Annotated in this window: 11 protein-coding genes and 1 pseudogene; 11 read left to right on the top strand and 1 reads right to left on the bottom strand. The window is 67.8% G+C overall.

Annotated elements, in window-relative coordinates; translation table 11 throughout:
- Positions 1–6 precede the first annotated feature (6 nt).
- Together BG28_RS07075 and BG28_RS07070 are read left to right on the top strand one after the other, a co-directional pair.
- Positions 7–801: an SDR family oxidoreductase gene (locus BG28_RS07075; protein ID WP_051501133.1), complete on the top strand. Its 795-nt coding sequence runs from the start codon at positions 7–9 to the stop codon at positions 799–801.
- A 99-nt stretch (positions 802–900) separates the two neighbouring features.
- A complete protein-coding gene (locus BG28_RS07070; RefSeq protein ID WP_051501132.1) occupies positions 901–1,884 on the top strand; it encodes a zinc-binding dehydrogenase in 984 nt (327 codons plus the stop codon).
- Positions 1,885–2,236: 352 nt separating this feature from the next.
- On the opposite strand, the gene BG28_RS07065 is transcribed toward BG28_RS07070, so the two are convergent.
- Positions 2,237–4,441 (bottom strand): M3 family metallopeptidase, encoded by a 2,205-nt coding sequence (locus BG28_RS07065; protein WP_036475333.1) that lies wholly within the window; start codon positions 4,439–4,441, stop codon positions 2,237–2,239.
- Positions 4,442–4,544: 103 nt separating this feature from the next.
- On the opposite strand from BG28_RS07065, the pseudogene BG28_RS07060 reads away from it, so the two are divergent.
- The 9 genes and pseudogenes from BG28_RS07060 to BG28_RS07025 all read left to right on the top strand — a co-directional run bounded on the left by BG28_RS07060 (position 4,545) and on the right by BG28_RS07025 (position 13,746).
- Positions 4,545–5,302, top strand: a pseudogene (locus tag BG28_RS07060) (YebC/PmpR family DNA-binding transcriptional regulator).
- 48 nt (positions 5,303–5,350) lie between these two features.
- Positions 5,351–6,052, top strand: coding sequence for a crossover junction endodeoxyribonuclease RuvC (gene ruvC / locus BG28_RS07055; RefSeq protein WP_133726348.1), 702 nt, complete (start codon positions 5,351–5,353; stop codon positions 6,050–6,052).
- Positions 6,053–6,132: 80 nt separating this feature from the next.
- A complete protein-coding gene (gene ruvA, locus BG28_RS07050; protein ID WP_036475330.1) occupies positions 6,133–6,738 on the top strand; it encodes a Holliday junction branch migration protein RuvA in 606 nt (201 codons plus the stop codon).
- A 38-nt stretch (positions 6,739–6,776) separates the two neighbouring features.
- On the top strand, positions 6,777–7,769 hold the full coding sequence (ruvB, locus tag BG28_RS07045; protein ID WP_051501143.1) for a Holliday junction branch migration DNA helicase RuvB: 993 nt from the start codon (positions 6,777–6,779) through the stop codon (positions 7,767–7,769).
- Positions 7,770–7,846: 77 nt separating this feature from the next.
- A complete protein-coding gene (gene yajC, locus BG28_RS07040) occupies positions 7,847–8,188 on the top strand; it encodes a preprotein translocase subunit YajC (RefSeq protein ID WP_036475324.1) in 342 nt (113 codons plus the stop codon).
- Positions 8,189–8,198: 10 nt separating this feature from the next.
- Positions 8,199–10,169 carry a protein translocase subunit SecD gene (gene secD / locus BG28_RS07035; RefSeq protein WP_084479541.1) on the top strand — a complete coding sequence of 657 codons (1,971 nt, stop codon included), beginning with the start codon at positions 8,199–8,201 and terminating at the stop codon, positions 10,167–10,169.
- Positions 10,169–11,296 carry a protein translocase subunit SecF gene (secF, locus tag BG28_RS07030; protein ID WP_051501131.1) on the top strand — a complete coding sequence of 376 codons (1,128 nt, stop codon included), beginning with the start codon at positions 10,169–10,171 and terminating at the stop codon, positions 11,294–11,296. The genes secD and secF overlap by 1 nt, the downstream gene beginning before the upstream one ends.
- Positions 11,297–11,385: 89 nt before the next feature.
- Positions 11,386–11,556 carry a hypothetical protein gene (locus BG28_RS16765; protein WP_369797205.1) on the top strand — a complete coding sequence of 57 codons (171 nt, stop codon included), beginning with the start codon at positions 11,386–11,388 and terminating at the stop codon, positions 11,554–11,556.
- 15 nt (positions 11,557–11,571) lie between these two features.
- On the top strand, positions 11,572–13,746 hold the full coding sequence (locus tag BG28_RS07025; protein WP_369797204.1) for a bifunctional (p)ppGpp synthetase/guanosine-3',5'-bis(diphosphate) 3'-pyrophosphohydrolase: 2,175 nt from the start codon (positions 11,572–11,574) through the stop codon (positions 13,744–13,746).
- Positions 13,747–13,761: the final 15 nt, after the last annotated feature.

Genomic DNA, 13,761 nt, shown 5'->3' with positions numbered 1-13,761 from the left:
TACGCAGTGACACACAGAAGCACCGAGAGCGCAGCGCAGGGGCTCTTCGACATCACCGGTCAGAGCGCGCTCGTCACAGGCTCCTCACGAGGACTTGGCCGACAGCTGGCCTTGGCCCTGGCGGGAGCAGGCGCGGAGGTCACGCTCCACGGTCGCGACGCCACGGCACTGGAAGATGCTCGTGCGGAGGTGGAGTCCGTCTCCGGCCGGCCGGCTCACAGCGTCAGCTTCGATGTGACGGATTCGGATCAGGTTCGTGCCTCCTTGGACCGGCTCGTCGAGGAACGCGGCACCCCGGACATTCTGGTGAACAACGCAGGGCTGCAGCGCAGGGGGCCCTTCCAGGAGTTCGCCACACAAGACTGGGATGACATCGTCTCGTCCAACCTCAGCAGCGTCTTCTATGTGTCGCGGGCGCTGGTCCCTGGAATGATTCAGCGCGGTTCCGGAAAGATCATCAACATCGGTTCCGTCCAATCCATGTTGGCCCGGGAGACGATTGCGCCGTATTCGGCCACAAAAGGTGCCGTAGCCCAGCTGACCAAGGGTATGGCCGCCGACATGGCTCGCCACGGAATCCAGGTCAACACCATTTCCCCGGGCTACTTCGCCACCGACATGAATCGGGCTCTGGTGGCAGATGAGGACTTCAACACCTGGGTGTGTCAACGCACACCGGCCGGACGCTGGGGTTCCTTGGATGAGCTCGCCGGTGCCCTCCTGTTCTTCAGCTCCCCGGCTTCCAGCTTCGTCTCCGGACAGAACCTGTTCGTCGACGGTGGCATGACTTCGGTGGTGTGACGCATGACGACATTGAATGACTACCCCGGCATCGCGCACAGTTCGAATCACGCACTGGTGATCCAAGGTCCGAGGAGCTGCCGCTGGGAGACGGTCCCGATGCCTGAGCTTCACGAGCAGCAGGTACTGATCCGCGTCGACTACGTCGGGATCTGTGGCTCTGACCTGCATTACTACCGCGATGGAGCCAACGGGGACTTCCGAATCCGCGAGCCCCTGATCCCGGGACACGAGATGTCGGGGGCAGTCGCCTTCGACCCCTCGGGCGGACTCGCCGTGGGTACGCCCGTGACGGTCCACCCGGCGCGGTGGGGCAGACCGACGGAGGGCTTGGAGAAGGCCCCTCACCTGCGGCCCGGTGGATCCTACCTCGGCAGCGCCTCCACCTGGCCGCATACTCAGGGAGCCTTGGCTGAGTTCATCGCCGTGGACCGCGCCATGGTTCGTGCCCTTCCCACTGAGCTCCCCATCCGTCGCGCGGTGCTCGCGGAGCCACTCGCCGTGGCGCTTCACGCCATCGAGCAGGCCCGCTCGGTGGGCGCCGTGGTGGAATCTGCGCGGATCCTCGTCTCTGGAGTCGGCCCGATCGGTCTGCTGACCGTTGCGGCGCTTCATGCCGCGGGCGCTGCGCACATCACCGTGACAGATGTGGTGCCAGAGGCGTTGGAACGTGCGGCGGAGCAAGGCGCAGCCGTCTGCCTCGATGTGTCCAAGCGCAGCGTTCCTGAGAACAGCTTCGACGTGGTCTTCGAGTGCTCTGGTGTGGAGGCCGCCATCGACGCCTCGGTCTCCCGGGCTCTGCGGCCCGGGGGCGTCCACGTCCAAGTAGGCATGGTCTCGCCGGACTCACGGCCCGTGGGACTCTCCCGCGTCATCTCGGGCGAGATACGACTCGTCGGTGCGTTCCGCTTCATCGATGAGATTGATGCAGCGATCCGGCTCCTGGAGTCACGTCCAGAGATCGAGAAGGTCATCACCCATGAGCTGGATCCAGAGGACCCCGCGACCTTGTTCGACACGGCCTCGAATCCACGTCTCTCGGGGAAGGTGATCGTCGCGCTGCCAACTGCCGCGGCATCCTGAACGCGAGCCTCGAGAGCGAATGGGGTACCAGGAAGAGGCCATGACTCGGGCCGCGCGCGACGTCGGTCCGAGTCATGGTCTGCCTCTGGAGGCCCATGACGGTGCACCGGGTCTGGAAAGAGCCACCGTCGTGTCTGCTGGAGGCCGACGGCCGACGCTGATGCCTGGGTGCGAAGAGACGGGTATTGATGCAGGCGGCAGCGGCGTCTGGTCGTGACGCCTCCTCGGTTCACGGCGCGCTCCCAGGTGTGCGCCGTCATCCTGGATGGCGCCGCCAGGGGAGTGTCACCCCGTCGGCCACGAGGCCGCCATGACTCCTCAGCAGCCAGGACTCCGAGGGGCGATCTCCCGCCTAGAGCCCCAGCTGGCGCAGCAGGGGTTCCATGTGCGGCTCCCGGCCGAAGCTGATCCGGTAGGACTCCAGGGGATCCCGGGTGTTCCCGCGGGCCAGCAGCTCGCGGCGCACCTGGGAGCCCGCCGCGGCCAGGGCACGGTCCTGCTGCTCGGAGTCATCGAGTGCACCCAGCTGCTCCCGGTACCACTGCGAGGCGTCGGCGGCGAGCACCTGGGCCCACAGGTAGGAGTAGTACCCGGCGGCGTACCCGGATCCGGCGAAGATGTGCTTGAAGAAGCCGGTTCCATACCGCGGCGGCACCAACGGGTGATCCAGGCCCCAGGCGGTGAGCGCGGCGGCGGAGAACGCGTCGGGATCCTCCGCGGCGGCCTCGGCCTCCTCGACGGAGAGGGTGTGCCAGGCCAGGTCCAGGACGACGGCGGCGATGTGTTCGAAGGTGCTGAATCCCTTGCCCCAGAGGTCCTCCGCCGCCGGCGCCTGCCCTGCTTCGGCGAGGCCACCGGTGAACAGCTCCTGGAAGATCTCGTTGACCTGGGACGGGAACTCGACGTTGTCCCGAGGCACCGCAGTGCCGGAGAGCTCCTCGAACTCGGCCTCGGCCAGCAGGCCATGCAGGGCATGACCGAACTCGTGGAAGAGCGTGCGCATCGCCGAGGGCGTCAACGCCGGCTCTTCTCCGGGGGCCGGGGCGGTGATGTTCAACGCGTTGATCACCACCGGTGAGGATCCGGTCAACGTGGAGGCCACCGAGAAGGAGTTCATCCACGCCCCGCCGGACTTGCTCGGCCGGGCGAAGAGGTCGAGCAGGAACAGGCCGATGCCCGCACCGGGCCGCTGTTCTGCGGAGGCCTCGAAGACCTCGAAGCTGCGAGCTCCGGGAGCGAAACCGGGCAGGTCATCACGTTCGACCACCGTGATCCCGTAGAGCCGGGACGCCGCGGCGAAGACCTGCCTCAGGGCCTCCTCAAGGGGCACGTCCTGCCCCTTGGCCGCTGCTGCCGACTGGTCCGCTCCTGCCGACTGGTCCGCTCCTGCCGACTGCTCCGAGCCGGAGGCCGCATCAGAGGACCGCTGCTTCGCCACGGTCGCGAAGCCGAAGCTGATGTCCCAGGGGTCGAGCTCTGCGGTGCTGCTCGAGTGCGCGGGGTCCGACGCGCTTCCCGCGAGGACCCCGGTCTCGCGCAGGGTCTGGATCTCGGCCTCGAGCCGGGCCGAGGCGCCGTCGGCGATGGTGCGCAGCATCGTCTCGATGCTGGTGCGGTCCTCGGCTGTGCGCGAAGGCAGCACGCTGTCCAGGTGATGCTCGAAGCCCAGCATCCGTGCGCGCCGGGCGCGCAGCAGAGCGATCTGCGCTCCGATGGCACTGGTGGTCCTGCCCTCGTCATCGGTCAGGGTGCCGCGCGCCGTGGAGGCCTGGTGCAGCCGACGCCGGGAGTCGCGAAGGGTCATCCGCTCCAGCGGGCCCTGCTGGACGGGCAGATTCAGGGGCAGCAGCGCTCCGCTGACGTGACCGGCTTCCCGGGCCGCCGCCTCCGCAGCGGCCAGCTCCTGCTCGCCGAGTCCGGCCAGCTCCGAGAGTTCGGTGAAGTGGACCGCGTGGGCGGCCGCCTCCTGCCGCTGAAGCTGCTCATAGGCGGTCTCGGCGGCGGTGAGCTCGAGGTTGATCGCGCGCAGCTGCTGCTGGGTGGCCTCCACGAGTCCTGCCCCGGCGGCGCGGGCTGCGTCCAGCGTCTTCTGCAGCATCCGCAGCTGCTCCGGGGTGGCGCTGGCCTGACCCTGCGCCAGCGCGGTCTCCAACGCAGCGAGCCGGCGGAAGAGCCCTGGGTGCAGGGTGAGCCAATCCCGGTGCCCGGCCAGTTCTTGGGCCAGCTCCTGCTGGACCTGCTGCCGCTCGGGAGTGGCGTGCACCGAGGACATGCAGGAGAACGCCCGCTCCACCCGGGAGAGCAGTCGGTGGGAGAGTCCCAGCGGGTGCAGCACGGTGGCGACGCTCGCGGGGGAGTCATCGGCGGCGATCGCCTCTACCGCTTCGCGCTGCGCGGTGATCCCGGCGTGCAGCGCGGGGAGCCAGTGCTGATCTTCGATGCGGGAGAGGTCAACCAGCCCATAGTCCAGGGTGCCGTCTGCGAGCAGGGGATTCCAGGTGGGCGGCTGGTGCGTCGTCGGGCGCGCTGTGGCGCCTGGGCGCTCGGTGTGCTCCATGAGACTCAAGGTCCTCTCCGATAGGCTGGTGGCAACACTATAGGACCGTTGCTTGATGCAACTGTTGATTGTGATCATCCGGACGTCATTCACGAGGAGAACCATGGCCGGCCATTCCAAATGGGCCAACACCAAGCACCGCAAGGCTGCTGTGGATGCCAAGCGCGCCAAGCTCAACGGGCGCTACATCAAACAGATCGAGGTGGCCGCGCGCAACGGGGGCCCCGACCTCGCCGGCAACCCCGGGCTTGAGCTCGCCGTCTCCAAGGCGAAGAAGAACTCCGTGCCCAACGACAACATCGACCGCGCGATCAAGCGAGGCGCCGGACTCTCGGGCGACAGCGTGGAGTATGAGGAGATCACCTATGAGGTGCGCGGCCCGCAGGCTCGGCGCTTCTGGTGGAGTGCCTCACCGATAACCGCAACCGCGCCGCCTCGGAGGTCCGCATCGCGGTGACCCGATCCGGCGGCACCGTCGCGGACCCCGGCTCGGTGGCCTATATGTTCCAGCGCAAGGCCGTGGTGCAGCTGCCCAAGGCCGAGCTGAGTGAGGACGATGTGCTGGCCGCCGTGCTGGAGGCCGGGGTCGAGGACCTCATCGAACACGATGCCAGCTTCGAGATCCGCGCCGAGCCGCAGGACCTGCACGCGGTGCTCAAGGGTCTGGAGGAAGCCGGCCTGAGCTGGGACAGCGACGAGGTGGAGTTCGTCTCCGATGTCACCGTGGACCTCGACGTGGACGCCGCCAAGAAGTTCTTCAAGCTGCACGACGCCCTGGAGGACCTCGACGACGTGCAGAACGTGCACACCAACGCCGACCTCAGCGCCGAGACGCTGGCAGCCCTCGAGGCCGAGGACTGAGGCAGGCGCAGCCCCGATGCCGCAGCACACGATGAGCTCGGTGCCGCAGTGAGCCCGGCGGGAGTCGTCTCCGGCACCGCCGGGACCTCGCGGACCGCACAGCGGATCTTGGGAGTCGATCCCGGGCTGACCCGCTGCGGCTTCGCCGTGGTGGAGATGAACCTCAATCGCACGGGGGAGTCCCTGCACGTGGAGGTCACCGGGACCAAGGCGGCGCAGGACCTGGCCGAGAGGATCCTTAGCATTCAGCGCGCCGCTGAGGCGCTGCTGGATCGATTCGCCCCGGACGTGCTGGCCATCGAACGGGTCTTCGCGCAGAACAATGCGCCTACGGTGGTGGCCACCGCCCAGGCCTCAGGGGTGATCATCGCGGCCGCGGCCGCCCGGGGCATCCCGGTGGCCTGGCACACCCCCTCGGAGGTCAAGGCCGCGGTCACCGACGACGGCAACGCCGATAAGCAGGCCGTGGCCCGGATGGTGCAGCGGATCCTGAAGCTCCCCGGCCTGCCGACTCCGGTGGACGCCACGGATGCCTACGCGGTGGCGATCTGCCATGGCTGGCGCTCCGGGATCGGTGCGCGGTTCAACATGTCGGGATCCACCCAGACCCACCAGGGCGCCACGACCGGGCTGCAGCGGGCTCAGCAGGCGGCAGGCTCCACACCCGGTGGATCGAAACGAGCGGCCTCCGGGGCCGGGCTGACCCCCGCGCAGCGCGCCTGGATGGAAGCCGCCAAGCGGGCGCGCTAGAGTGTTCGAATACATGTTCTAATGGCTCCGGGGCATCCCTGGTCCGTGACCAGTCGCCAGCGGCGACGGTGAGGTGAGAAATGATCTCTTCCATCCGTGGCGACGTGCTCCACGTCGGCATCGACCACGCGGTGGTCGAGGTCTCCGGCTTCGGGCTGCACGTCTCCGCCACCCCGAAGACCCTGGCGGATCTGCACCGCGGCAGCGAGGCGCGGCTGCACACCAGCTTCGTGCCGCGCCAGGACGATGCGCCGCTGCTCTTCGGCTTCTCCGAGCTCTCCGAACGGGTCATCTTCACCACCCTGGTCTCGATCTCCGGGATCGGGCCCAAGATGGCGCTGGCCGTGCTCGCGGTGCACACGCCGCACGAGGTCCATCAGGCCATCGCCGAGTCCGACACCGACGCGTTCACCCGGGTCCCGGGCATCGGGAAGAAGACCGCGCAACGGATCCTGCTGGAACTCGCCGGCAAACTGGTGATCGATCCGCCGGCGCCGACCGCCGCCGCCCCGGCTGAGCCCGAGGTCGCCGTGCAGGTCCGCGAGGCCCTGGTCTCTCTGGGCTGGACCGAGAAGGACGCCCGCACCGCCGTGGAGAAGCTGCTGGCCGCCCAGCCGGAGCTGATCACCGCCGATGTCTCCACCGTGCTGCGCCAGGCGCTGCGCAGCCTCGGAGGTGCCAGGTGAACGCAGAGGCTCCCCGCGAGCTGGTGGGCGGGAACTCGATGACCGAGGAGCGTGCCATGGAGGCGGCGCTGCGACCGAAGGCGCTGCGCGACTTCGTCGGGCAGCAGACGGTCCGCCGTCAGCTCTCCCTGGTGCTGGAGTCCTCCCGGATCCGTGGCACCGCCTCGGACCATGTGCTGCTCTCCGGGCCTCCCGGGCTGGGCAAGACCACGCTGGCGATGATCATCGCCGCCGAGATGAACGCCCCGCTGCGGATCAGCTCCGGGCCTGCGATCCAGCATGCCGGGGACCTCGCGGCGATCCTGTCCTCGCTGACCGAGGGCGAGGTGCTCTTCGTCGATGAGATCCACCGGATGTCCCGGCCCGCGGAGGAGCTGCTCTACATGGCGATGGAGGACTTCCGGGTCGATGTGATCGTGGGCAAGGGTGCCGGTGCGACGTCGATCCCCCTGGAGCTGCCGCCCTTCACCCTGGTGGGGGCGACCACCCGCGCGGGCCTGCTGCCCGGGCCGCTGCGCGATCGGTTCGGCTTCACCGCTCAGCTGGAGTTCTACAGCACCGACGAGCTGGAGCTGGTGCTGCGCCGCTCCTCGGCGATGCTGGACATGGACGTCGCCGGCCAGGGCTTCGCGGAGATCGCCGCGCGCTCCCGGGGCACCCCGCGGATCGCCAACCGGCTGCTGCGCCGGGTCCGGGACTGGGCGCTGGTCCATCGGGTGCCGCAGGTGGACCGGGCGACCGCCTCCGAGGCACTGGAGATGTACGAGGTCGACGAGCGCGGCCTGGACCGGCTGGACCGCTCGGTGCTCGAGGCCCTGTGCCTGAAGTTCAACGGCGGCCCGGTCGGACTCTCCACGCTGGCCGTGCTGGTGGGGGAGGAGACCGAGACCGTGGAGACGGTCGCCGAGCCGTACCTGGTCCGAGAGGGGCTGCTCGCCCGGACCCCGCGCGGGCGCGTCGCCACTGACCAGGCCTGGCGGCACCTGGGGCTGACTCCGCCGGAGCGTCACCCTGATAGTCTGTCGGGTTGAATGCCCGGCCAGCTTCTACGGGGTGAAGATCCGCCCGCTGGCCCCGAACATCCCGCGACGAGAGATTGGCCCGATCTGTGAACGCTTCGCTCTACCACGCCCAGCTTCTAGCCACTGAGGGCGGTGGGACCGGTCCCGCGCTGGACCCGTTCCTGCTGATCATGATCGCGATCCTGGTGATCTTCATGGTGCTGACCTTCCGCCGCGGCAAGAAGATGCGCGATGAGCAGACCAAGGCCCGCGGCGGCGCCGTGGTCGGCGCCCAGGTGGTCACCGCAGGCGGCATGGTCGGCACCGTGGTGTCCCGTGATGAGGAGGCCCAGCGGCTGACCCTGGAGTTCAGCTCCGGGGACCGCGTGGACTTCCTGATCGGCGCCATCCAGCAGGTGGTTGAACCCGCCGCCACCACCGAGGACTGATCCGCCTCCTATGGCTCCACGCACCCCCGTCGCGAGTGCCCGCGGCGCCCTGATCGGTCTGCTCGTGCTGCTCCTCGGCATGGGCGGACTTCTCGCGTTCGCCGTCCAGGACGGCCGCGCCCAGTGGGCGCCGCTGCTCGCCCTGGACCTCGAAGGCGGCACCCAGATGGTCCTCTCGCCCCAGGTCGAGGGTGACGCACAGATCGACGCCGAGCAGCTGGACCAGGCGGTGGAGATCATCCGCCAGCGCGTCGACGGCTCCGGCGTCACCGAATCGGAGATCGCCACCCAGGGTGCGGAGAATGTCGTCGTGGGCATGCCCGGCGTGCCCGATGAAGAGACCCGAGAACTGATCCAGGCCTCGGCGAACATGGAGTTCCGCCCGGTCATCCAGGTGGAGCAGGACCTGGACTTCCTGCAGCAGACGCTGCTCGAGGACGAGGACCTCTCCGAGGAGGAGGCCGAGGCTCTCGAGGAGGAGCTCGCGGCCACCGAGGAGGACGAAGACGAGGCCCCGGCGGCCCAGCCCGAGGACTTCGAGGAGCCCACGGCAGAGCCGGAGAACGGCTCAGACCCGAACTGGATCACCCCTGAGGTGGCCGCGGACTTTGCGAACTTCACCTGCAGCACCGAGATCAGCCTTGAAGAGCGCGCCGAGGCCTCCGACGAGGAGCCGCTGAGCGCATGTGACCCCAACTCTGGGGTCAAGTACCTGCTGGGACCCGTGGAGGTCCCCGGTACCAACATCGCAGACTCCAGCTTCGGCATGGAGCAGTCTCCCAGTGGGCAGTCCACCGGACGCTGGGCGGTGACCATCAACTTCGACGCCGAGGGCACCGAGGCGTTCCGCGACACCACCACCCGCCTGGTCAACCTGGAGGCCCCGCGCAACCAGTTCGCCATCATGCTCGACGGCCAGGTCATCTCGGCACCGACCACGCAGGCAGCGATCGTGGACGGGCGCCCACAGATCACCGGTGACTTCACAGAAGATGAGGCCCGCGGGCTCTCCGAGCAGCTGCGCTATGGCTCGCTGCCGATCAGCTTCGAGATCGAGTCCGAGCAGCAGATCTCCGCCACCCTGGGCGAGGAGCAGCTGCGGCTCGGACTGATCGCCGGCATCATCGGCCTGGTCCTGGTCGCCGGCTACGCGATGTTCCAATACCGCGCCCTGGGCCTGGTCACCATCGCCTCGCTGGTGGTCGCCGGTGTGATGACCTGGTGGGCCATCGCCCTCCTGGGCTGGAGCGACGGCTACCGGCTGTCCCTCGCCGGCATCGCCGGACTGATCGTCTCGATCGGTCTCACCGCGGACTCCTTCATCGTCTACTTCGAACGCGTCAAGGACGAGCTGCGCGAGGGCAGATCCCTGCCCGGGGCAGTCGAAGCCGGCTGGGCCCGTGCCCGACGGACCATCCTCGCGTCCAAGGCCGTGAACATCATCGCCTCTGTGGTGCTCTACCTCGTCGCCGTGGGCAATGTGCGCGGATTCGCGTTCACCCTGGGCCTGACCGCCATCATCGACATCATCCTGGTGTTCCTCTTCACCCACCCGTTGATGCAGCTGATCGCCCGACGGAAGTTCTTCGCCGCCGGCAAGCCCTTCTCCGGGCTCTCCGAGAAGGAGCTCGGCGTCGATGTGCTCTACCGCGGCCGCGGCCGGTTCGCGCGCAGCACTGTGGTCGCCGAAGGACCGGCGGGGCCGATGACGCCGAGCGATTCCACCGCAGATCCGGGCGGGGCCTCTCGGCCGCCGAGCAGTGCGCTGCCACGCTCGGCGGTAACTCCCGACGACGCGCGGGAGGCCCGGATACAGGAGCTCCCCGAGATCTCAGATCTCGAATGGAGCCAGATGACGATCGCCGAACGGCGCCGCACGCGGGCCGCAGCGGCCCGTCAGCGCAGCTCCGAGCACGCACCGCATGACGCAGTGGCCTCGGAACAGCGCCTGAGAACTAGTGAGACCGAGGAGGACCGCTGATGGCTGCAGGATTCGCCAAGACCGGCAACCAGCTCTACACCGGTGAACGGTCTTACCCGTTCATCCAGCGATCCAACCTCTGGTTCCTGATCGCCGGGATCCTGGTGCTCGCCTCGATCGCCCTGCCGTTCTTCCGCGGCGGCTTCAACCTCGGGATCGAGTTCACCGGCGGCTCGGAGTTCACGGTCTCGCAGACCGAGAACACCGACATCGCGGTCGGTGAAGACGCCGTGTCCGAGATCTCCGGCCAGGAGGCCGTGGTCACCAACGTCGCGCCCAACACGGTGCGCGTGCAGACCGCAGAGCTCAGCGACACCGAGACCCTGGAGGTCGCCGACGCGCTCCAGCAGGGCTACGGCGTGACCGGGGAACAGGTCAGCTCCACCTTCATCGGCCCGGTCTGGGGCGAGCAGATCTCGCAACAGATGCTGCTCGGCCTGGTGATCTTCGTGGTGCTCGTGGCGCTGTATATGGCGTTCTACTTCCGCACCTGGACCATGTCCCTTGCGGCGATGCTCGGGCTGGGCTTCGTGGTGATCACCACGGTCGGCATCTACTCGCTCACCGGATTCGAGGTGACCCCCAGTGCGATCATCGGATTCCTCACGATCCTCTCCTATGCGCTCTACGACACCATGGTGGTCTTCGACAAGATCCGCGAGAACCTGGAGCCGCTGAAGGACCAGAAGGACCAGACGTTCACCGAACGGGTCAACCTGGCGGTGAACCAGACCCTGGTCCGTTCGCTGAACACCTCGGTGGTGGGCATTCTGCCGGTGGGCTCGATCCTGTTCATCGGCTCTCTGCTGCTCGGCGCCGGCACGCTGCGCGACATCTCGCTCTCGCTCTTCGTGGGCATCATCGTGGGCACACTGGCCACGATCTTCATCCAGGCCCCGCTCTACGCGCGGATGCGCCGCAACGACGGGGAGATCAAGGCTCACACCCAAGAGGTCCTTCGGCTGCGAGAGCTCCGTGGGGTGCACGCGGTCACCTACTCCGGAACTGCGCTGGATGAATCCGGACGACCGGTGAAGTTCCCGCCGCTTCCAGAGCCGGAGCCGGAGGAGGAGCTGGAAGCCGAAGACGAGTACCAGGTCATCATTCAGACCCCGCACGAGCACTGAGTCTCAGCAGCTGCTGAAATGGGGCTAGAATTGCCGACACGCCGTCTTCAGCATCCCGGCTCAGTCCTAGGGAAAGCAGGTCCGCACTGGTGAACGAGGAACGCCCAGCAGTCGAGGGCACCACGCAGCTCGCCGCAGCGAGCGCAGCCTCACCGCCCGTGGTCCGACGGGCTCGCGCCGTCGGGGTGGTCAGTGATGAGGCAGCCTCCTCGCCGCTGCTCGAGCCGCTGCTGCGCGCCATGCGGGCCAACGATTCGTAGCAGGACTTTCCCCTGGTGCAGCGCGCCTTCGAGGTGGCGAACCATCACCACCGGGACCAGAAGCGCAAGAGTGGGGATCCCTACATCACCCACCCGGTGGCAGTGGCCACCATCCTGGCTGAGCTGGGCCTGACCGGATCCACCCTCGCCGCCGCGCTGCTGCACGACACGGTCGAGGACACGAGCTACTCGCTGGAACAGCTCACCGAGGAGTTCGGCGCTGAGATCGCGCTGCTGGTCGACGGGGTAACCAAGCTGGACAAGCTCAAGTTCGGCGACGCCGCGCAGGCCGAGACCGTGCGCAAGATGGTCCTGGCCATGGCCAAGGACATCCGGGTGCTGATGATCAAGCTCGCCGACCGGCTGCACAACGCGCGCACCTGGCGCTATGTGGCCGCCGAGTCCAGTGCCCGCAAGGCCAAGGAGACCCTGGAGATCTTCTCCCCGCTGGCCCACCGGCTGGGGATGAACACGATCAAATGGGAGCTCGAGGACCTCTCCTTCGCTGCCCTCTACCCCAAGGTCTACGAGGAGATCGTCCGGCTGGTCGGGGACCGCACTCCGCAGCGCGAGAAGTTCCTCTCCGAGGTGCGCGAGACCATCGCCGATGACCTCAACGAGTCGGCCATCTCCGCGACCATCACGGGGCGGCCCAAGCACTACTACTCGATCTATCAGAAGATGATCGTGCGCGGCAAAGAGTTCGACGACATCCACGACCTGATGGGCGTCCGGGTGCTGGTGGACACCATCCGGGACTGCTACGCGGTCCTCGGCGCGCTGCATGCCCGCTGGAACCCGCTGCCCGGGCGGTTCAAGGACTACATCGCGATGCCGAAGTACAACATGTACCAGTCGCTGCACACCACGGTGCTCGGCCCGGCCGGCAAGCCCGTCGAGATCCAGATCCGCACCCATGAGATGCACCGACGCGCCGAGTACGGTGTGGCCGCGCACTGGAAGTACAAGCAGGACTTCTCCGCCTCCGCGCCGCACTCTGCGGTGAACCAGCCCTCCGGCGGATCCCTGGCCGGGACCGCGACCCAGCAGTCTCAGGCCACCGAGGACATCGGCTGGCTGCGCTCCCTGGTGGACTGGCAGTCCGAGACCAAGGACCCCGACGAGTTCCTGGATTCGCTGCGCTTCGAGATCAACGCCAAGGAAGTCTTCGTCTACACCCCCAAGGGTGAGGTCATGGCGCTGCCGGCGGGCTCCACCCCGGTGGACTTCGCCTATGCGATCCATACCGACGTCGGACACAAGACCATCGGGGCTCGGGTCAACGGGAAGCTGGTGCCGCTGAACTCCGAGCTTCAGCACGGGGACTGGGTGGAGATCTTCACCTCCAAGTCCGAGACCGCCGGGCCCAGCAACGACTGGCTGATGTTTGTCAAGAGCCCGCGGGCCCGGAACAAGATCCGGCACTGGTTCTCCAAGGAACGCCGCGAGGAGTCCATCGAGCGCGGCAAGGAGAGTCTCACCAAGGCCATCCGGAAGTCCGCGCTGCCGCTGCAGAAGGTGATGAATCCCGAGGTGCTCGACACCGTCGCCAAGCAGCTGCACTACACCGAGGTCGCCGGGCTCTACGCCGGGGTGGGGGAGGAGCACGTCTCCACCCAGAACGTCATCGACCACCTCACCGCGCTCTTCGAGCCCGAGGAGGAGGAGTCCGAGGAACACGACACCACCCCGATCACCTCCCCAGGCACTCCGGCCAACCAGTACTCCGACGCCGGAGTGATCGTCAAGGGCGCCGGGAACGTGCTGGTGAAGCTGGCCCGCTGCTGCACCCCGGTGCCGCCGGATGAGATCGAAGGATTCGTCACGCGCGGCCAGGGGGTCTCGGTACACCGCGGAGACTGTCGCAACGTCCAGCAGCTGCGCGAGCAGCCCGGGCGTCTGGTGGAGGTCGAGTGGGCCCCCACGAAGTCCTCGGTGTTCCTGGTCGAGATCCAGGTTGAAGCGCTGGACCGCAAGTCGCTGCTCTCGGACGTGACGCGGGTCCTCGCCGAATCCCAGGTCAACATCCTCTCCGCGAGCGTGCAGACCTCTCGGGACCGGGTGGCGATCTCCCGGTTCTCCTTCGAGATGGGCGACCCCCGCTACCTGAACCACGTGCTGAATTCTGTGCGCCGGATCGACGGCGTCTACGACGTCTACCGCACGGTGGGCAAACGCCGGGAACATTGAGCCTGGCGCCGACGC

Source organism: Nesterenkonia sp. AN1 (assembly GCF_000582475.1).
Classification (GTDB): Bacteria; Actinomycetota; Actinomycetes; order Actinomycetales; family Micrococcaceae; genus Nesterenkonia; species Nesterenkonia aurantiaca.
Note: the sequence above shows the minus strand (reverse complement) of the source record. Positions and strands in the feature narration are given on the sequence as shown.

Bases quoted from the DNA above. Each gene is read 5' to 3' on its own strand.
- BG28_RS07070 (WP_051501132.1), top strand. From the start codon at position 901: ATGCCTGAGCTTCACGAGCAGCAGGTACTGATCCGCGTCGACTACGTC.
- BG28_RS07065 (WP_036475333.1), bottom strand. From the start codon at position 4,441: ATGGAGCACACCGAGCGCCCAGGCGCCACAGCGCGCCCGACGACGCAC.
- ruvA (WP_036475330.1), top strand. From the start codon at position 6,133: ATGATCTCTTCCATCCGTGGCGACGTGCTCCACGTCGGCATCGACCAC.
- ruvB (WP_051501143.1), top strand. From the start codon at position 6,777: ATGACCGAGGAGCGTGCCATGGAGGCGGCGCTGCGACCGAAGGCGCTG.
- secD (WP_084479541.1), top strand. From the start codon at position 8,199: ATGGCTCCACGCACCCCCGTCGCGAGTGCCCGCGGCGCCCTGATCGGT.
- secF (WP_051501131.1), top strand. From the start codon at position 10,169: ATGGCTGCAGGATTCGCCAAGACCGGCAACCAGCTCTACACCGGTGAA.